At 70.9% G+C, this 16,726-nt stretch carries 17 protein-coding genes; 4 read left to right on the top strand and 13 right to left on the bottom strand.

Annotation, left to right across the window (positions count from 1 at the left end; genetic code table 11):
- Positions 1-26: 26 nt before the first annotated feature.
- The 4 genes from phoR to QC818_RS06850 all read right to left on the bottom strand — a co-directional run bounded on the left by phoR (position 27) and on the right by QC818_RS06850 (position 3,553).
- Positions 27-1,361, bottom strand: a complete 1,335-nt coding sequence (gene phoR / locus QC818_RS06865; protein WP_309652101.1) for a phosphate regulon sensor histidine kinase PhoR — start codon at positions 1,359-1,361, stop codon at positions 27-29.
- Position 1,362: 1 nt separating this feature from the next.
- Positions 1,363-2,052, bottom strand: coding sequence for a phosphate regulon transcriptional regulator PhoB (gene phoB, locus QC818_RS06860; RefSeq protein WP_309652100.1), 690 nt, complete (start codon positions 2,050-2,052; stop codon positions 1,363-1,365).
- Positions 2,053-2,146: 94 nt separating this feature from the next.
- On the bottom strand, positions 2,147-3,040 hold the full coding sequence (gene ubiA, locus QC818_RS06855; protein WP_309652099.1) for a 4-hydroxybenzoate octaprenyltransferase: 894 nt from the start codon (positions 3,038-3,040) through the stop codon (positions 2,147-2,149).
- A gap of 36 nt (positions 3,041-3,076) precedes the next feature.
- A complete protein-coding gene (locus QC818_RS06850; RefSeq protein WP_309652169.1) occupies positions 3,077-3,553 on the bottom strand; it encodes a chorismate--pyruvate lyase family protein in 477 nt (158 codons plus the stop codon).
- A gap of 136 nt (positions 3,554-3,689) precedes the next feature.
- Between QC818_RS06850 and QC818_RS06845 the strand changes: the two genes are divergently transcribed.
- The 3 genes from QC818_RS06845 to QC818_RS06835 all read left to right on the top strand — a co-directional run bounded on the left by QC818_RS06845 (position 3,690) and on the right by QC818_RS06835 (position 5,861).
- Entirely contained in the window at positions 3,690-4,850 is a 1,161-nt protein-coding gene (locus QC818_RS06845; protein ID WP_309652098.1) for an NAD(P)/FAD-dependent oxidoreductase, read from the top strand.
- Between the two features lie 184 nt (positions 4,851-5,034).
- Complete coding sequence (locus tag QC818_RS06840) at positions 5,035-5,331, top strand: HU family DNA-binding protein (RefSeq protein WP_309652168.1); 297 nt, start codon at positions 5,035-5,037, stop codon at positions 5,329-5,331.
- A gap of 173 nt (positions 5,332-5,504) precedes the next feature.
- Positions 5,505-5,861, top strand: coding sequence for a hypothetical protein (locus QC818_RS06835; protein WP_309652097.1), 357 nt, complete (start codon positions 5,505-5,507; stop codon positions 5,859-5,861).
- Between the two features lie 182 nt (positions 5,862-6,043).
- On the opposite strand, the gene recG is transcribed toward QC818_RS06835, so the two are convergent.
- Complete coding sequence (gene recG, locus QC818_RS06830) at positions 6,044-8,125, bottom strand: ATP-dependent DNA helicase RecG (RefSeq protein ID WP_309652096.1); 2,082 nt, start codon at positions 8,123-8,125, stop codon at positions 6,044-6,046.
- Entirely contained in the window at positions 8,122-9,042 is a 921-nt protein-coding gene (locus QC818_RS06825; RefSeq protein ID WP_309652095.1) for a hydrogen peroxide-inducible genes activator, read from the bottom strand. The genes recG and QC818_RS06825 overlap by 4 nt, the downstream gene beginning before the upstream one ends.
- Positions 9,043-9,142: 100 nt before the next feature.
- Between QC818_RS06825 and QC818_RS06820 the strand changes: the two genes are divergently transcribed.
- The gene (locus QC818_RS06820) at positions 9,143-10,015 is read left to right on the top strand and encodes an SDR family oxidoreductase (RefSeq protein ID WP_309652094.1); all 873 of its coding nucleotides are present in this window, start codon (positions 9,143-9,145) and stop codon (positions 10,013-10,015) included.
- Positions 10,016-10,034: 19 nt separating this feature from the next.
- On the opposite strand, the gene thpR is transcribed toward QC818_RS06820, so the two are convergent.
- The 7 genes from thpR to glsB form a co-directional block, all read right to left on the bottom strand.
- Positions 10,035-10,568 carry an RNA 2',3'-cyclic phosphodiesterase gene (thpR, locus tag QC818_RS06815; protein WP_309652093.1) on the bottom strand — a complete coding sequence of 178 codons (534 nt, stop codon included), beginning with the start codon at positions 10,566-10,568 and terminating at the stop codon, positions 10,035-10,037.
- 71 nt (positions 10,569-10,639) lie between these two features.
- A complete protein-coding gene (locus tag QC818_RS06810) occupies positions 10,640-11,029 on the bottom strand; it encodes a RidA family protein (protein ID WP_309652092.1) in 390 nt (129 codons plus the stop codon).
- 75 nt (positions 11,030-11,104) lie between these two features.
- Positions 11,105-13,240, bottom strand: a complete 2,136-nt coding sequence (locus QC818_RS06805; protein WP_309652091.1) for a RelA/SpoT family protein — start codon at positions 13,238-13,240, stop codon at positions 11,105-11,107.
- Positions 13,241-13,294: 54 nt separating this feature from the next.
- Complete coding sequence (gene rpoZ, locus QC818_RS06800) at positions 13,295-13,555, bottom strand: DNA-directed RNA polymerase subunit omega (protein WP_309652090.1); 261 nt, start codon at positions 13,553-13,555, stop codon at positions 13,295-13,297.
- Between the two features lie 84 nt (positions 13,556-13,639).
- A complete protein-coding gene (gmk, locus tag QC818_RS06795) occupies positions 13,640-14,272 on the bottom strand; it encodes a guanylate kinase (RefSeq protein ID WP_309652089.1) in 633 nt (210 codons plus the stop codon).
- A gap of 94 nt (positions 14,273-14,366) precedes the next feature.
- The gene (locus tag QC818_RS06790) at positions 14,367-15,563 is read right to left on the bottom strand and encodes an MFS transporter (protein WP_309652088.1); all 1,197 of its coding nucleotides are present in this window, start codon (positions 15,561-15,563) and stop codon (positions 14,367-14,369) included.
- A 126-nt stretch (positions 15,564-15,689) separates the two neighbouring features.
- Positions 15,690-16,697, bottom strand: a complete 1,008-nt coding sequence (gene glsB, locus QC818_RS06785) for a glutaminase B (protein ID WP_309652087.1) — start codon at positions 16,695-16,697, stop codon at positions 15,690-15,692.
- Between the last annotated feature and the right edge of the window lie 29 nt (positions 16,698-16,726).

Here is a 16,726-nt window from a genome sequence, read left to right as displayed (position 1 = left end):
TGAAATCGCGCCCGCCTTGACCGGGATCAGCTTTCCCCGGCGCCGGCGCGGCGGGAATCGGCCGTCGCCCGGTCCCCGACCAGCCGGTGGGCGGGAAAGACGCAGCGGAAGGTGGCGCCCTCGCCGAGCCGGGAGTCGATCTCCAGGCGGGCGTCGTGGCGCAGCAGCACGTGCTTGACGATGGCCAACCCCAGGCCGGTGCCGCCGGTGGCGGTGCTGCGGCCCTTGTCGACCCGGTAGAAGCGCTCGGTGAGGCGCGGGATATGCAGCGGATCGATGCCCTCGCCGTCGTCCTCCACCTCCAGGCAGGCGCCGTCCTGCCAGGGGCGCCAGCGCAGCACGATGCGGCTGTCGTCGCCGGCATAGCGCACGGCGTTGAAGGCCAGGTTGGAGACGGCGCTGTGGATCTCCTTCTCGCTGCCCAGCAGGCCGCGGACGTCCTCGATGCTCACCTCGAGGCGCTGTCGACCCGCGGAGAGGGCCTCGGCGTCTCGGCGCACCGTGTCCAGCAGGCTCGCCGGGTCGAGGCGGGCATCGTCCTGGCCGCCCTGGTCGATCTCCAGCCGCGACAGCAGCAGCAGGTCGTTGACCAGGTTCTGCATCCGCTCGGCCTGGCTCTGCATCTGCACGATGCCCCGCCCCAGCCGTGGCGGCAGCTGGTCGGCCATGTCGCCGTAGGTCTCGAGGTAGCCGGCGAGCACGGTGAGCGGGGTGCGCAGCTCGTGGGAGACGTTGGCGACGAAGTCCCGGCGCATCTGCTCCAGGCGGTGCAGGCGGGTGATGTCCCGGGCCATCACCAGGCGCTCGTCGTCGCCGTAGAGGGTGATCTGGAACTGCAGGATCATCTGCTCGTCGATGGGCGACGACAGCGTCAGCGGCTCGCGGTAGTCCCGGGCATGGAAGTAGTCGACGAAGCGCGGGTCGCGCAGCAGGTTGGTGATGTGCTGGCCGCGGTCGTGGGCCGGCTGCAGCCCCAGCATGCGCTCGGCGGCGCTGTTCCACCATTCCATGTCGCCGTGGCGGTCGAGCATCACCACGCTGTCGCGCATCGCCTCCGAGGACTCCTGGATGCGCCTCAGGGTGTCGCGCAGCCGGCGCTGGGTGAGGCGCTGGCCCTTCTGGTAGCGGTACAGGCGATCGAACAGCTCGCCCCATAGCCCCGAGGCGGCCGGCGGCTCGTCATGGGGGTGGTGGGTCAGCCACTCCTGGAGGGCATGCAGCTGGCGGAGCTGGTAGGCCAGGTAGAGGGCCAGTGCCGTCGCGAGGCCGTAGCCGATGGCGCCGAAGGGCCAGCCGATCAGCAGGCCGACGGCGAGCAGCGCCGCCAGCCGCCACAGTTCGCGTCGCCACAGCCGTCCCACGTCAGCCCTTGGCGGAGAAACGGTAGCCCGTGCCGCGCACGGTCTGGATCAGTTGCTGGTGGGGCTCGCCCAGGGCCTTGCGCAGGCGGCGGATGTGGACGTCCACGGTGCGCTCCTCGACGTAGACATTGCCGCCCCACACCTGGTCGAGGAGCTGGCCGCGGGTGTAGGCGCGCTCCTGGTGGGTCATGAAGAACTGCAGCAGCCGGTACTCGGTGGGGCCGATCTCCAGCGACTGGCCGTCGACGCTGACCCGATGGCTGACCGGATCGAGGACCAGGCCCTCGACCTCCACCGGCTCCTCGACGCCGCGGGGCGTGGCCCGGCGCAGCACCGCCTTGAGCCGCGCCACCAGCTCGCGGGGCGAGAAGGGCTTGGTGATGTAGTCGTCGGCCCCGGACTCCAGCCCCTGGATCTTGTTGTCCTCCTCGCCCTTGGCGGTGAGCATGATGATCGGCAGCTCCGCCGTGCTCTCGTCGCGCTTCAGGCGCCGGGCGAGCTCGATGCCGCTGGTGCCGGGCATCATCCAGTCCAGCAGCACCAGGTCGGGCTGGTGGTCGACCACCATGGCGTGGGCGGTCTGGGCATTGTCCGCCTCGAGGACGCGATAGTCGGCCATTTCCAGCGCCACGGCGATCATCTCGCGGATCGGCGCCTCATCATCGACGATCAGTACGGTCTTGGCGGTCATCCCGGGGCCTCATGGTCAAGGTCAATGACAGGTTGGTGACGATGACAGCATGTCCTTGTGACAATACCGTGACAGTCGCCGCCTGTCGCCCCATTCAGCCGCCCGCGCCGGGCCACAGCGAGAGCGCGATGCCGGCGAACGCCAGCAGCCCCGACCAGTGGTTGTTGAGGAAGGCGCGGAAGCAGCGTTCCCGCTCCCGGCCGCGGATCAGTCGCTGCTGGTGGACGAAGGTGGCCGCCATGGCGGCCAGCCCTGCCCAGAAGAAGCCGCCCAGGCCCAGCCGTCCCCCGGCCCAGCCCAGCAGCGCCAGGGTGGCCAGCTGCAGCAGGCCGATCATCAGGGTATCGGCGCGGCCGAAGAGCACGGCGGTGGACTTGATGCCGATCCGCAGGTCGTCGTCCCGGTCGACCATGGCGTACTCGGTGTCGTAGGCCACGGTCCAGGCCAGGTTGGCGGCGAACAGCAGCCAGGCCTCCATGGGCACCTCACCGAGCACCGCGCCGAAGGCCATGGGGATGGCCCAGGAGAAGGCCGCCCCCAGTACCACCTGGGGCAGGTGGGTGTAGCGCTTCATGAAGGGGTAGACGGCGGCCAGGATCACGCCGCCGATCGACAGCATCACGGTGAAGGCGTTGGTGAGGCAGACCAGCCCGAAGGCGGCCGCCACCAGCCCGGCGAACAGCGCCTTGGCCTCGCCTTCGGCGATGCGGCCGGTGGCCAGGGGGCGATCCCGGGTGCGCTTGACGTGGCCGTCGAAGTGGCGGTCGGCGTAGTCGTTGACCACGCAGCCCGCGGCGCGCATCAGGTAGACGCCGGCGACGAAGATCAGCAGCAGGCGCCGCTCCGGCAGACCCTCCGCGGCCACCCACAGCGCCCAGAGGGTCGGCCACATCAGCAGCCAGGTGCCGATGGGGCGGTCGAGGCGGGTCAGGTGCAGGAAGTCGGGCAGCCGGGCCAGGCCCTTGGGGCGCATCAGGGTTCGGTCCATCTGGGTCTCCCGGTTGTTCGAACGGACCCGGGGAGCCTAGCGCGATGGCAGGGCCAGGTCATCCGCCATGGCGTCCAGGAAGAACTCCTGGACCAGCACCGCGAAGCGGCCGTGGCGCAGCACCGAGCGGCGTCCCCAGGGGCCGGGCAGGGCGTGGAAGGGCGCGGGTTCGGCGCTGACCTCGATGGGGCCGCGCTCGAGGTCCGGCTGGCGGAACAGCCAGCTGCCCAGGGAGCGCTCGCCCAGCCGTTCCAGGCGCTGGCCGCGCAGGCCGTGGAGCGGGGCCACCGAGCGCGCCACCACCCAGGGGCGGTCGTCGAGGCACAGCGCCACCTCGCGCAGCCAGGCGCGGCGGGTCGGCGGCAACCCCAGCGCCAGGGCCTCGTCGCGGCGCGGGCGGCCCAGGCGCTGGTCGAGCAGGCGGACCCGGAAGCGCCGGGGAGCGCCGGCCCGGGTGAGCCGCGTGGTCAGGGAGTCCCGCGAGGCCACCCACGGCCACCAGGCCTGGCTCATGGCCGGGCGCGCCGCCGCCAGGGGGCGCCATCGGGGGGCGATTGCCGGGCCGTGGTTCACGTCTGTCTCCGCATCCTGTCCAGGGGGCGGCTAGTGTACCATGGCGGGCCGAGCGCCCCCCGCAGCGAGGAGTTCCATGAGCGCACCCCTGACCATCATCGGCTCCGGCATGGCCGGGCTCGGCCTGGCGCGCCAGGTCCGGGCCCGGCAGCCCGAGCGGCCCGTCACCCTGATCACCGCCGACGGCGGCGAGGACTATTCCAAGCCTTTGCTCTCCACCGGCTTCGCCAAGGGCCTGCCGCCGGAGCGGCTGGCCGCCCGGGATGCCCTGGCGGTGGCCGAGCAGCTGGGGGTGGTGATGCGCACCCACACCCGGGTCGAGGCCATCGATCCGCATGCGCGGACCCTGGCCATCGGCGCCGAGCGCCTGCCCTGGGACGAGCTGGTGCTGGCCACCGGCGCCGTCCCGGAGCCGCCCTTCGCGATCCCCGACGCCCTCGCCGACCGGGTGCACACCGTCAACGACCTCGACGACTATCGCGCCTTCCAGGGGGCCCTGGCGAGCCTGGGGAAGCCGGCCCGGGTGGTGGTCGTCGGCATCGGCCTGGTGGGCTGCGAGTTCGCCAACGACCTGGTCGCCGGCGGGCACCGGGTCGAGCTGGTGGCGCCGGAACCGGCACCCCTGCCCAGGCTGCTGCCCGAGCCCCTGGGGCGGGGGCTGGGGGAGGCCTTCGCCGAGGCGGGAATGGCCCTGCATACTGGCCGCATCGTCGAGGGGGTGGCGCCGGCGGGGAGCCGTGTGGGGCTGAGTCTGGACGATGCCACGACCCTGGAGGCCGATCTGGTGCTGGTGGCCACCGGCCTGCGGCCGCGGGTCGCGCTGGCCGAGGCGGCCGGCTTGTCGGTGGGGCCGGCGGGCATCCATACCGACCGTTACCTGGCGACCTCGGCGCCGGGCATCCATGCCCTGGGCGACGTGGCCTGCGTCGACGGCCTCAACGCCATGTACGTCCAGCCGCTTCAGGCCGGCGCCAAGGCGCTGGCCGGGACCCTGGCCGGCACCCCGACCGAGGTGCGCTACGGGCCCTGGCCGGTGCTGGTCAAGACGCCGCTGCTGCCGGTGGTCTCGCTGCCGCCCACCGCGCCGCCCGCCCGCTGGCGGATCGAGGGCGAAGGGCGCGACCTGAGTGCCCTGGCGGAGGACGAAGACGGACGTTTGATCGGATTTGCGTTGACAGGGGCCTGCGTGCGTCGGAAAGTCGAACTGGCGCGGGCTGCACCGCCGTTGCTAGGCTAGTGACGTCAACGACGGCGCCCCCGGCAGGGCGGGCGCGGCAGCAGCGTTGTACGACGGCGTCATTCGCATGTCGCCTCGCCGGCGGGTGCGTCATCACGGCAGTATCGCCAGTACCGGCCGCATGCGAGTGAGGCACTACCGGATTCACCGTGAACAACAAGGGGCCGATGGGACCATCGGCCGGATGTCATACCAGGAGGGCTGTATGCGCAAACCAGAACTCGCCGCGGCGATCGCCGAGCGTGCCGATCTTTCCAAGGACAAGGCGAGCCAGGTGCTCAACGTGATTCTCGATGAGATCACCGGCAGCGTGTCGGACGGCAAGGACGTCTCGCTGATCGGTTTCGGCACCTTCACCGTGCGCGAGCGTGCCGCCCGCACCGGCAAGAACCCCCAGACCGGTCAGCCGCTGACCATCCCGGCCAGCAAGACCGTGGCCTTCAAGCCGGGCAAGGGGCTCAAGGACGCCGTTACCAAGTAAGGCGCGAGACGGCCCGCGGCGCGGGCCTTTCCCCCAGGCAGCCCGGCGTGGCCAATTCCGGTCGACTCCGCCCTCTGCCATGCGCCCGCAGGCGCCGAGGGCCGCCGGACGACGCTTCCGGGCTGCCGATGACTCCCCTCTCTGTTTGCTTTCCTGCCACGGACGGAACCGCGATGAAGTTGCGACTGATGCTGTGGGTGCTGGGCGTGCTGCTCAAGCGGGCCCGGACACGCAAGGCGGCCTTCCGCGAGCGCCTGAACGCGCTGCAGCGCCTCGACTGGGGCGTCGGCACCGAGGACCTGCGCATCGCCCGCCACTACCGGATGTCGCCCGCGGGCATCGAGACGGCCCCCGGGCTGCCGGTGGATCTCGACCTCGAGCTGCGCTTCGAGGACGCCGACAGCGCGATCCGCCTCCTGCGCAGGCCCACCCAGAAGGCCTTCCTCGACGGGATGATGGACGGCCGGGTGCGGCTGGTGGGTGACGCCGGCGACCTGCAGAAGCTGCAGGGGCTGCTCAAGCACCTGTGACCGGGCGTCGCCCGGGGCTGTAAGCCGGAAGGGCGGCGCTTCGCGCCTGAGGAAGCGCGGCTGCGCCGCTAGAAGAAGGAAGTACGGCGCTTCGCGCCTTGAAGAAGCAAGAGGACCCCCTATCTTGGCTTCCCTCTTCCCTCTTCCCTCTTCCCTCTTCCCTCTTCCCTCTTCCCTCTTTGTCAGACCTGCCCGTAGCGCCCGGCTTCCTCGCCCAGCCAGCGGCGGATCAGCGGGCGGCTGGCCTCGGGATGCTCGGCGAGCAACGCCTCGGCCAGTGGCGAGACCCGGGGCAGCAGGTCGGCGTCGCGCTCCAGGTCGGCGATCTTCATCTGCGCCAGGCCGGTCTGGCGGGTGCCCAGCACCTCGCCGGGGCCGCGAATCGCCAGGTCCTGTTCGGCGATGCGGAAGCCGTCGGTGGTCTCGCGCATCACCGTCAGCCGCTGCCGCGAGGGCTCCGACAGCGGTGGGTGATAGAGCAGCACGCAGAAGCTGTCGGTGGCGCCGCGGCCCACCCGGCCGCGCAGCTGGTGCAGCTGGGAGAGCCCCAGCCGCTCGGGGTTCTCGATGATCATCAGGCTGGCGTTGGGGACGTCGACGCCGACCTCGATCACCGTGGTGGCCACCAGCAGGTCCAGCTCGCCGGCCTTGAAGGCCGCCATGACCTCGGCCTTCTCGGCGGCCTTCATGCGCCCGTGGACCAGGCCCACGGCGAGCTCCGGCAGCGCCTCCACCAGCTCGTCCCGGGTGGCCTCGGCGGCCTGGCATTGCAGCGCCTCGGATTCCTCGATCAGGGTGCACACCCAGTAGGCCTGGCGGCCCTCGGCGCAGGCGTGACGAATGCGCGCCACCACCTCGGGGCGGCGCTCGTCGGGCACCACCACCGTCTTCACCGGCGTGCGGCCGGGGGGCAGTTCGTCGATCACCGAGACGTCCAGGTCGGCGTAGGCGCTCATCGCCAGGGTGCGCGGGATCGGCGTGGCGGTCATCACCAGCTGGTGGGGCGTCAGGCCGCCGGCCTCGCCCTTCTCGCGCAGCGCCAGGCGCTGGTGGACGCCGAAGCGGTGCTGCTCGTCGACGATCGCCAGCCCCAGGCGCTGGAAGTGGACATCGCCCTGGAAGAGCGCATGGGTGCCGACCACCATCTGTGCCCGGCCGTCGAGGATCGCCGCCTTGGCGTCGAGCCGGGCCTTGCCCTTGAGCTTGCCGGCCAGCCAGGCCACCTCGATGCCGAGCGGCTCGAACCAGGCCTTGAAGGCCCGGTAGTGCTGCTCGGCGAGGATCTCGGTGGGCGCCATCATCGCCGCCTGGCAGCCGCCTGCGATGGCCGACAGCGCGGCCATGGCGGCGACCACCGTCTTGCCCGAGCCCACGTCGCCCTGGACCAGGCGCAGCATGGGACGCCCTTCGGCCAGGTCGGCGCGGATCTCGTCCAGCACCCGTCGCTGGGCGCCGGTCAGCGAGAACGGCAGCTGGGTGAGGAAGCGGGCCTGCAGGCCGCGGCCGTCGGGCAGCGGCGGGGCGCCATCCTCCTGGATGCGCAGGCGCACCTCGCGCAGGCTCAGCTGGTGGGCCAGCAGCTCCTCCAGGGCCAGGCGTCGCCCGGCCGGGTGACGCCCCTCGACCAGCGCCTCGGGGTCGGTGTCGGGGGCCGGGTGGTGCAGCGCGCGCAGGCAGTCATGCAGCTCGGGCAGCGCGAAACGCTCGCGCAGCGCCTCGGGAATCCACTCCGGCAGCGCCTCGGGCGCGGCGTCCAGCCGGGCCAGGGCCTGATCGATCAGCGCCCGCAGGCGCGTCTGGTGCAGGCCCTCGGTGGTCGGGTAGATGGGCGTCAGGTGGTCCTCCACCGCCGGCGTGCCCTCGCCGAGCAGGCGATATTCCGGGTGGTAGAGCTCGAGCCCGGTGGCGCCGGCCCTGGCCTCGCCGAAGGCGCGCACCCGGGTGCCCGGGCGGAACTGCTGCTGCTGGGCCGGCGAGAAGTGGAAGAAGCGCAGGCTGAGGATGCCGGAGCCGTCGCGCAGGCGAATCAGCAGGCTGCGGCGCCGGCCGCGGACCACGTCGGCGGCCACCACCTCGCCTTCCACCACGGCCTCGTCGCCGGCGCGCAGGGTGGCGACGGGGGTGATGCGGGTGCGGTCCTGGTAGCGCAACGGCAGGTGGAACAGCAGATCGGCGACGGCGTCGATGCGCAGCCGGGCCAGCTTCTGGGCCAGCGCCTCGCCGACGCCCTTGATATCCGTGACGGGGGCGTCGAGGCCGCTCATGCGGGCTCGGGCTCGGCCGCGCGGCAGCTGGCGATGGCCTCGGTGACCGCGTCGATGGCCTGGGGGCGGGGGAAGCTGGCGCGCCAGGCGATGGCCACGGTGCGCCCCGGCCCCGGCGGCGTGAAGGGGCGACTGATCAGCAGGCCGCTCTCGTAGTGGCCGGTGCCGATGGCCGAGCGGGGCAGCACGGTGATGCCCAGCCGCGAGGCGACCATGTGGCGGATGGTTTCCAGCGAGCCGCCCTCGGCGGTCAGGGTGTTGTGGGGGCTGTTGAGCTTGTGGCTGATCGCCGGACAGGCCTCGAGGATCTGGTCGCGGAAGCAGTGGCCCTCGCCCAGCAGCAGCAGGCGTTCCTCGAGGAGGGCCTCCTTGTCGATGCTCTCGCGGCCGGCCCAGGGGTGATCGGCCGGCATCAGCACCTCGAAGGCTTCCTCGTAGAGCGGCTTGGTCACCACGTCGGTCTCGGTGAAGGGCAGCGCCACGATGATGGCGTCGAGCTCGCCGCTGCGCAGCTTGCGGCGCAGGTCGCCGGTGAAGCCCTCCTCGATGTAGAGCGGCATCTGGGGCGCCCGACGGGTCAGTTCCGGCACCAGGTGCGGGAACAGGTAGGGGCCGATGGTGTAGATGGCGCCGATGCGCAGGGGGCTGGCCAGCTGGTCGCGGCCGGCGGTGGCCAGCTCCTTGATCACGCTGCTCTGCTCGAGCACGCGCTGGGCCTGCTCGACGATCTTCTCGCCCAGGGGGGTGACCTGGACGGTGGACTTGGAGCGCTCGAACAGCGCCACGCCGAGCTCTTCCTCGAGCTTCTTGACGGCCACCGAGAGGGTCGGCTGGGAGACGAAGCAGCGCTCGGCGGCGCGGCCGAAGTGGCGCTCCTGGGCCAGGGTTACGATGTAGCGGAGTTCTGTTAGAGTCATTTCGGTGCCGGGGCTTCCTCGATAGTGCTGTGGTCGCGGGCCCCATCCGTCAGGGCACCCCATCGGTCATAGGGACTTTTTATCAGGGGGCGAAGGAAAGGTGAAGACGACGACGCTGATTCTGGGTTGCGGCGATATCGGTACGACCCTGGGGCGCGAGCTCCGGGCGAGCGGTCATCGGGTGGTCGGCGTGCGCCGACGGGCCGAGCGGCTGGCCGACAGCGGTATCGAGGGCGTATCGGCGGACCTCGGCGATGCCCAGGCCCTGGCCGGGCTGCCGGACGCCGATATCCTGGTCTATGTGGTGAGTGCCGACCGCTTCGAGGAAGACGCCTACCGGGCCGCCTATCCGGATGGCCTCAAGGCGGTGCTCGCCGAGTTCGGGGCCCGCAAGCGCGCGCCGCGGCATGTGTTCTTCGTCTCCTCGACCAGCGTCTATGCCCAGCAGGACGGCGAGACGGTCGACGAGGCCAGCCCCGCCGAGCCCACCGGCTTCTCGGGGCAGCTGATGCGCGAGGCCGAGCGGGCGCTGGTCGAGCATGCCCTGCCCGGCAGCGCGGTGCGCTTCTCCGGCATCTACGGGCCCGGTCGCGACCGGCTGATCCGCCAGGTCGGCGAGGGGCGCATCGCCCCGGCCAGCCCGACGATGTATTCCAACCGCATCCACCGGGACGACTGCGCCGGCGTGCTGGCGCACCTGATCGGCCGCGCGCTGGTCGGCGAGCCGCTGCACGACCTCTATCTCGCCAGCGACTGCGAGCCGGCGCCCCTCCACGAGGTGATGGCCTGGCTGGCCAAGCAGCTCAAGGTCGAGGCCACCGAGACCATCCAGTCGCCGCTGCGACGCCGGGCCAGCAAGCGCTGCGACAACGCCCGCCTGCTCGAGAGCGGCTATCGCTTCCGCTTCCCGACCTTCCGCGAGGGCTATGTCCAGGTGCTGCGCGAGGGCGGTTACCTGCCGGCCACCACCTAGGCAATGCCCGATGCCGCGTCTAGCGCCCTGCGTCGCCCGGCGCGGCGGGCGTTCGCGCCAGGCGGCGATAGTGGCTGCCCCGCGGCGTGACGGTCGACTGGATCAGCTCGACGCAGGCGTAGTCCCAGTTCAGGGCCACATCCGGCAGCGCGGGGCTCGGCGGGTGCGTCGCCTTGCGCAGCAGGGTGACATGGGGCACGAAGCGGGTCGGTCGGCCCTCGACGCCGAGGACCTCTAGGCCGTCCCACAGTTGGTGCTGCAAGGCCATCAGCGCCGGCTCTCCCTCCGCCCCGCCGAGCCAGACGATGCCCGGGCGGCGGAATCGGCCCCAGCGGTCGAGCCGCCAGCGGCCGGGCAGCGGGGTGAAGCTCGATAGCCAGTCGGCGATGGCCTTGGCCCGACTCGCCGGCTGCTCGCCGAGGAAGGCCAGCGTGAGGTGAAAGCTGTCGTCCGGCATGCGCCGGCCGCCGCAGCGGGTCCGGGCGGCATCCGCCAGCGCGCCGAGCCGCCGGCGCAGGGCCGGCGGCGGGACCAGGGCCAGGAACAGGCGCATGGCATCGTTGCCCTCTGCGTCAGAGGGCGTGCCCGATCCCGAGAGTCTGCTGGCCGGGCGGGGCAACGCTATCAGTCGCCGATGACCAGCACGGCCTCGGCCTCGACCTGGCTGCCCTTGGGCAGCGCCTTGACGCCCACCGCGGCGCGCGCCGGGTAGGGGGCGTCGAAGTACTCTTCCATCACCCGATTGACGATGGCGAAGTTATCCAGGTCCACCAGGTAGAGGTTGAGCTTGACCAGATCCTTGAGGCCGCCGGCGGCTTCCTCGCAGACCGCCTTGAGGTTGGTGAAGACCTGGCGGGCCTGGGTCTCGAAGTCGTCGGAGACGATCTCCATGGTGGCCGGGTCCAGCGGGATCTGGCCGGAGAGGTAGACGGTGTTGCCGGCCTTGATGGCCTGGGAGTAGGGGCCGATGGCGGCGGGTGCCTGGTCGGTGTTGATGACGGCCTTGTTGCTCATGGTGTGCTCCGTGTTGTTCGCGATGCAATGAAGGACCCCGCCCGCCGCGACCGCGACGGGCGGGGTCGGGAAGGCTCAATTGCCCAGGCGGGTGATGCGGCTCACATGGGACAGGTTGCGCAGGCGCTTGATGATGCGCGCCAGATGCACGCGGTTGCGCACCGCCAGGGTCAGGTTGACGATCGACAGGCGAGCGTCGCGCTCCTCGATGCCGATGCGCTCGATGTTGGCGTCGGCGTCGGTGACCAGGCCGGCCAGCTCGGCCACCAGCCCCCGGCGGCTCTCGACCTCCAGGCGCAGCGGCACCGGGAAGTCCTCGTCGGACTGCTCGGACCACTCCAGGGCGAACAGCTTGTCCGGATCGCTCTTCAGCTCGGCCAGGTTGCGGCACCCGGCGCGGTGCACCACGATGCCCTTGCCCACCGAGAGGTGGCCGATCACCGGGTCGCCGGGCAGCGGGTGGCAGCAGCGGGCGAACTTGATCACCAAGCCCTCGGCGCCGCTGATCACGATCGGTCCCTGCTGGCGCCTGTCGGCCTCCTGGGCCGGGACCTGTTCGCCGTGCTGCAGGTCGACCAGCCGGCGGGCGACCACGTGGGCGACCCGGGTGCCCAGGCCGATGGACTCCAGCAGGGCGTCCTCGCTCTTCAGCTCCAGTTCGCCCAGCAGGGTGTCCAGCGGCTTGGCCGGCAGTTCCTCGAGGCTGGTCTCGAACGCCGCCAGGGCCTTGTTGAGCAGGCGGCGGCCGAGCTGGACGGCCTCGGTGTGCTGCTGGTGCTTGAGGGCGTGGCGGATCGCCGAGCGCGCCTTGGCGGTGACCACCACGTTGAGCCATGCCAGGTTGGGCCGGGCCCCGGGGGCGGTGATGATCTCCAGGGTCTGGCCGCTCTGCAGGCGCGTCGACAGCGGCGCCAGGTGGCGGTCGATGCGGCAGGCGATGCAGCGGTTGCCGATGTCGGTATGCACGCTGTAGGCGAAGTCGATCACCGTGGCGCCCTGGGGCAGCTCCATGATGTCGCCCTTGGGCGTGAAGACATAGATGTCGTCGGGGAAGAGGTCGTTCTTGACGTGCTCGATGAACTCCAGCGAGTCCCCGGCGTGGCGCTGCATCTCCAGCAGGCCCTTGATCCACGAGCGGGCCCGGGCGTGGCTGCCCTCGGCGATGGGATGCTCGGTCTGCCCGGCCTTGTACAGCCAGTGGGCGGCGATGCCGTTGTTGGCCATGGCCTCCATCTCGCGGGTGCGGATCTGCACCTCGATGGGCATGCCGTTGGGCCCGAACAGGGTAGTGTGCAGGCTCTGGTAGCCGTTGGCCTTGGGGATGGCGATGTAGTCCTTGAAGCGCCCGGGCACCGGCTTGTAGAGGTTGTGGACCACGCCGAGGATGCGATAGCAGCTGTCGACGTCCTCGGCGATGATGCGGAAGCCGAAGACGTCCATGATCTCGGCGAACGACTTGCGCTGGTCGCGCATCTTCTTGTAGATCGACAGCAGGTGCTTCTGGCGGCCCACCACCGAGCCGGTCAGGCCCTCGTCGTCGAGGCTCTGCTGCAGGCTGTTCTGGATCTGGCGGATCGCCGAGCGGCGATGGCCCCGGGCGCTGGCCACGGCGCGCTTGATGCGCTCGGCGCGCATCGGGTGCAGGGCCTGGAAGGACAGGTCCTCGAGCTCGACGCGGATGGTGTTGATGCCCAGCCGGTTGGCGATCCGGGCATAGATTTCCAGGGTCTCGCGGGCGATGCGGCGCTTCTTCTCGGGACGCAGGGCGCCCAGGGTGCGCATGTTGTGCAGGCGGTCGGCCAGCTTGACGATGATCACCCGGATATCCCGGGACATCGCCAGCACCATCTTCTGGAAGTTCTCCGCCTGGGCGACCGCCTTGTCCTCGAAGGTGATCTGGGTCAGCTTCGAGACGCCGTCGACCAGCTCGGCCACCGGCTTGCCGAACTGCTCGCCGAGAGCCTCCTTGGAGACGCCGGTGTCCTCGATGACGTCGTGCAGCATGGCGGCCATCAGGCTCTGATGGTCCATGTGCATGTTGGCGAGGATGTTGGCCACCGCCAGCGGGTGGGTCACATAGGGCTCGCCGGAGCGGCGCCGCTGGCCGTCGTGGGCCTGCTCGGCATAGTAGAAGGCACGCTTGACCTGCTGGATCTCGTCCGGGGGGAGGTAGCCGCCGAGGCGGTCGGCCAGGTCATCGATGGTGAACATGCGGCGCGCCCTGAAGGTTGCGTGATGGCCCTGCGGTTGGCGTCGACGGGCGGATCACTCCTCGGCGGGGATGCCCGGCTCGCCTTCCGGACGGGTACGCACGGGGGCCTCGATGGGCTCGTCCAGCACGCTGGAGTCGACCAGGCCGTCGGCGATCTCGCGCAGCGCCATCACCGTGGGCTTGTCGTTCTCCCAGGGCAGCAGGGCATCGCGGGAGCCGCGGGCCAGCTGGCGGGAGCGCTGGGTGGAGATCATCACCAGCTTGAAGCGGTTTTCGACGTTTTCCAGACAATCTTCGACTGTGACTCGCGCCATGGATGCCTTCCTGAATGCTGACGGGCGAAGCCCCGGTCGGCGCCTCAGCGCCCCGGGGATTCACCGATGAATAGATCGGATAGATTACTCGACGCCCGCTTCCCCTGACAAGAGCGCCGCCAGCAGCGGGCCGTGGCGCTCGCGCATGCGCTCGCCGCTCAGGCGCCGGGCGATGACCAGCGACTGCAGCTCGCGCAGGGCGGTGGTGAAGTCGTCGTTGATCACCAGGTAGTCGTACTCGTCGAAGTGCGACATCTCACTGACCGCCTCGCGCATGCGCGAGGCGACGACCGCGTGCTCGTCGGTGCCCCGGCCGGCCAGGCGGCGCTCCAGCTCCTCCCGCGAGGGCGGCAGGATGAAGATCGATACCGCCTCGGGTAGCTGCTCGCGGGCCTGGCGGGCGCCCTGCCAGTCGATCTCCAGGATCACGTCCTGGCCGGCGGCCAGCAGGTCCTCCACGGCCCGGCGCGAGGTGCCGTAGTAGTTGTCGAAGACCCGGGCGTGCTCGAAGAAGTCGCCCCGGGCAATCATCGCTTCGAAGGCCGCCACGTCGACGAAGTGGTAGTTCACGCCGTCGACCTCGCCTTCCCGGCGGGGCCGGGTGGTGTGGGAGACCGAGACCTGGATGCCGTCGAGGCTTTCGATCAGTTCGCGCACCAGGCTGGTCTTGCCGGCGCCGGAGGGAGCGGAAACGATGAAGAGCGTACCTTGAGCCATGGGCGGAGTCCTGAACTGGCAACGGGTGAGCGACTGCGGGAAAGGCCGGAGTATCGCACAGTCGATGCCGCCCCCGCAGCCTTCGCCGCGGCGTTCAGCGGGCGGTCGCCCGCGCCGGGCGCTCCTCCAGCCGGCGCCCGGTAAAGAACACCAGCAGTCCGCCGGCGGCCAGGCCGGCGCCGACCAGGCCGCTGGCCGACCAGGGCGCCCCGGCCTTGATCACCACCGCCGCCAGCCAGGCGCCCAGGGCGTTGGCGCCGTTGAAGGCGGCATGGTTCATCGAGGCGGCCATGGTCTGGGCGTCGCCCGCGACGTCCATCAGCCGGGTCTGCAGCGCCGGCCCCAGCGCCATGCTGGTGCCCACCAGGCCGACGAACAGCAGCCCGGAGGCCAGGTGGTCGGCGGCGAGGAAGAAGCCGCCCTGCACCAGCAGGCACCACAGCAGGATGCCGGGAATCGCCCGGAGCAGGTCGCGGTCGGCGGCGCGGGCGCCGGCCAGGTTGCCGAGGATGGTGCCGAGCCCGAAGATCGCCAGCACCCAGGGCCCCAGCGCCTCCGCCATGCCGGCCTGGGTCGACAGGGTCGGTACCACATAGCTGAACACCGCGAACATGCCGCCGAAGCCGATGCTCGCCACGCCCAGGGTGAAGAGCACGCGCTGGCGGCGCAGACCGGCGAGCTCGCGCCGGGGGCTGGCGCCGGGGTCGCGGGGCTGGGCGGGCACCCAGAGCCGGATCAGCGCGGCGGTGGTCAGGGCGATGACGCCGACACCGGCGAAGGCGATCGGCCAGCCCAGCGCCTGGCCGGCCCAGGTGGCCAACGGGGCGCCGATCACGATGGCGCCGGTCAGGCCCAGCATCACCCGGCTGACGGCGCGGGCGCGCTGCTCGACGGGCACCGCCGCGGCGGCGACCAGCGCGGCGACGCCGAAGTAGGCGCCGTGGGGCAGGCCGGCCAGGAAGCGCAGCCCGACGAAGGGCCAGAAGGATGTGGCCATGGCGCTGGCGAGATTGCCGGCGGCGAACACCAGCATCAGCGCGATGAGCAGGGTGCGGCGCGGCACCCGGGCGGCCAGCGCCGAGATCAACGGCGCGCCGACCACCACGCCCAGCGCATAGCTGGAGATGGCGTAGCCGACGTCGGCGGCGGCGACCTGGAGGTCGCCGGCGACGCGCTCCAGCAGGCCCATGATCACGAACTCGCTGGTGCCGATGCCGAAGCCGCCGAGGGCCAGGGCCAGCTCGGCCAGGCGGGGATGACGCGCGGTGGCACCGGACGGGGTGGTCGGCATGGCGAACCTCCTGGGCAGCGCCCGATCGAGTACGAGTTAAGCCAGGAATCTTACTCTTTGTTTGCGACCAAAGTCTAAGTTTTGGCGCCGATCATGCGGATTCTGGCCCTTATAACAGTAATAAAACTACATGGCGGGTGCTGCCTTGCGCCCCGAAGGCCATTCGGCGGGGAGGGTGCCGGACCAGCGGCCCAGGTCGTCGGCGAGCAGTTCGAGGGCGTACTGGGCGGCCACCGAGTTGCCGCGTTCATCCAGCGCCGGCGACCAGGCGCAGACCGAGAAGCGGCCGGGCACGATGGCGACGATCCCGCCGCCGACGCCGCTCTTGGCCGGCAGTCCCACGCGATAGGCGAAGTCCCCCGCGGCATCGTACATGCCGGAGGTGAACATCAGGGCGTTGATGCGCTGCGCCATGGCCGGCGGGACGAAGCGGTCGCCCGTGGTCATGGCGTGCCCGTCCGCCGCCAGGTAGTTCAGGGTGACGGCAAGGTCGGCACAACTCATGCGCAGCGCACAGCAGGCGAAGTAGGCGTTCAGGACCTCGTCGACCTCATTGTCGAGGTTGCCGAAGGCCTTCATCAGATAGGCCGCCGCGGCGTTGCGAGAGCGATGCCGCCATTCCGAGGCCAGGACCTGCCGGTCGATCAGGAGGCCGGCGTTGCCGGAAAGCGTCCTGGCGACGTCCTGGAGATGTTTCGACGGCGTGGCGAAGGCGCCAACCAGGTGGTCGGCGACCACGATGGCGCCGGCATTGATGAAGGGGTTGCGGGGCTTGCCATGCTCGGTCTCGAGTTGCATCAGGGAGTTGAACGGCATGCCCGAGGGATTGAGGCCGACCCGTCGCCAGAGGGCATCCCCATGGCGACGCAGGGCCAGGCTGAGCAGCAGGACTTTCGACAGGCTCTGGATCGAGAAGGGTATCTCGGCGTCACCGGCCGTATACAGCTGCCCGTCGTTGGTGCAGATGGCGAGGCCGAACCGCTCGGGGTCCTGGTCCGCCAGGGCCGGAATGTAATCGGCGACCCGTCCCATGCCGAGCTTCGTTCGGGCTTGACGGTCGATATCTTCCACCCAGGCCTGCAGCGCCGGCGAGCTGCCGGGCCGCGGTCGGGCGGCGCGGGAAGGCGTGGTCATCCTGAGGCCTCGACAGGCGGGAGAGGGCC

This window comes from Halomonas koreensis (assembly GCF_031451675.1).
Taxonomy (GTDB): domain Bacteria; phylum Pseudomonadota; class Gammaproteobacteria; order Pseudomonadales; family Halomonadaceae; genus Halomonas; species Halomonas koreensis.
Note: the sequence above shows the minus strand (reverse complement) of the source record. Positions and strands in the feature narration are given on the sequence as shown.

Coding starts and splice junctions, on each gene's coding strand:
- phoB (WP_309652100.1), bottom strand. CDS start 2,052: ATGACCGCCAAGACCGTACTGATCGTCGATGATGAGGCGCCGATCCGC.
- ubiA (WP_309652099.1), bottom strand. CDS start 3,040: ATGGACCGAACCCTGATGCGCCCCAAGGGCCTGGCCCGGCTGCCCGAC.
- QC818_RS06850 (WP_309652169.1), bottom strand. CDS start 3,553: ATGAGCCAGGCCTGGTGGCCGTGGGTGGCCTCGCGGGACTCCCTGACC.
- QC818_RS06845 (WP_309652098.1), top strand. CDS start 3,690: ATGAGCGCACCCCTGACCATCATCGGCTCCGGCATGGCCGGGCTCGGC.
- QC818_RS06840 (WP_309652168.1), top strand. CDS start 5,035: ATGTCATACCAGGAGGGCTGTATGCGCAAACCAGAACTCGCCGCGGCG.
- QC818_RS06835 (WP_309652097.1), top strand. CDS start 5,505: ATGAAGTTGCGACTGATGCTGTGGGTGCTGGGCGTGCTGCTCAAGCGG.
- recG (WP_309652096.1), bottom strand. CDS start 8,125: ATGAGCGGCCTCGACGCCCCCGTCACGGATATCAAGGGCGTCGGCGAG.
- QC818_RS06825 (WP_309652095.1), bottom strand. CDS start 9,042: ATGACTCTAACAGAACTCCGCTACATCGTAACCCTGGCCCAGGAGCGC.
- thpR (WP_309652093.1), bottom strand. CDS start 10,568: ATGCGCCTGTTCCTGGCCCTGGTCCCGCCGCCGGCCCTGCGCCGGCGG.
- QC818_RS06810 (WP_309652092.1), bottom strand. CDS start 11,029: ATGAGCAACAAGGCCGTCATCAACACCGACCAGGCACCCGCCGCCATC.
- QC818_RS06805 (WP_309652091.1), bottom strand. CDS start 13,240: ATGTTCACCATCGATGACCTGGCCGACCGCCTCGGCGGCTACCTCCCC.
- rpoZ (WP_309652090.1), bottom strand. CDS start 13,555: ATGGCGCGAGTCACAGTCGAAGATTGTCTGGAAAACGTCGAAAACCGC.
- gmk (WP_309652089.1), bottom strand. CDS start 14,272: ATGGCTCAAGGTACGCTCTTCATCGTTTCCGCTCCCTCCGGCGCCGGC.
- QC818_RS06790 (WP_309652088.1), bottom strand. CDS start 15,563: ATGCCGACCACCCCGTCCGGTGCCACCGCGCGTCATCCCCGCCTGGCC.
- glsB (WP_309652087.1), bottom strand. CDS start 16,697: ATGACCACGCCTTCCCGCGCCGCCCGACCGCGGCCCGGCAGCTCGCCG.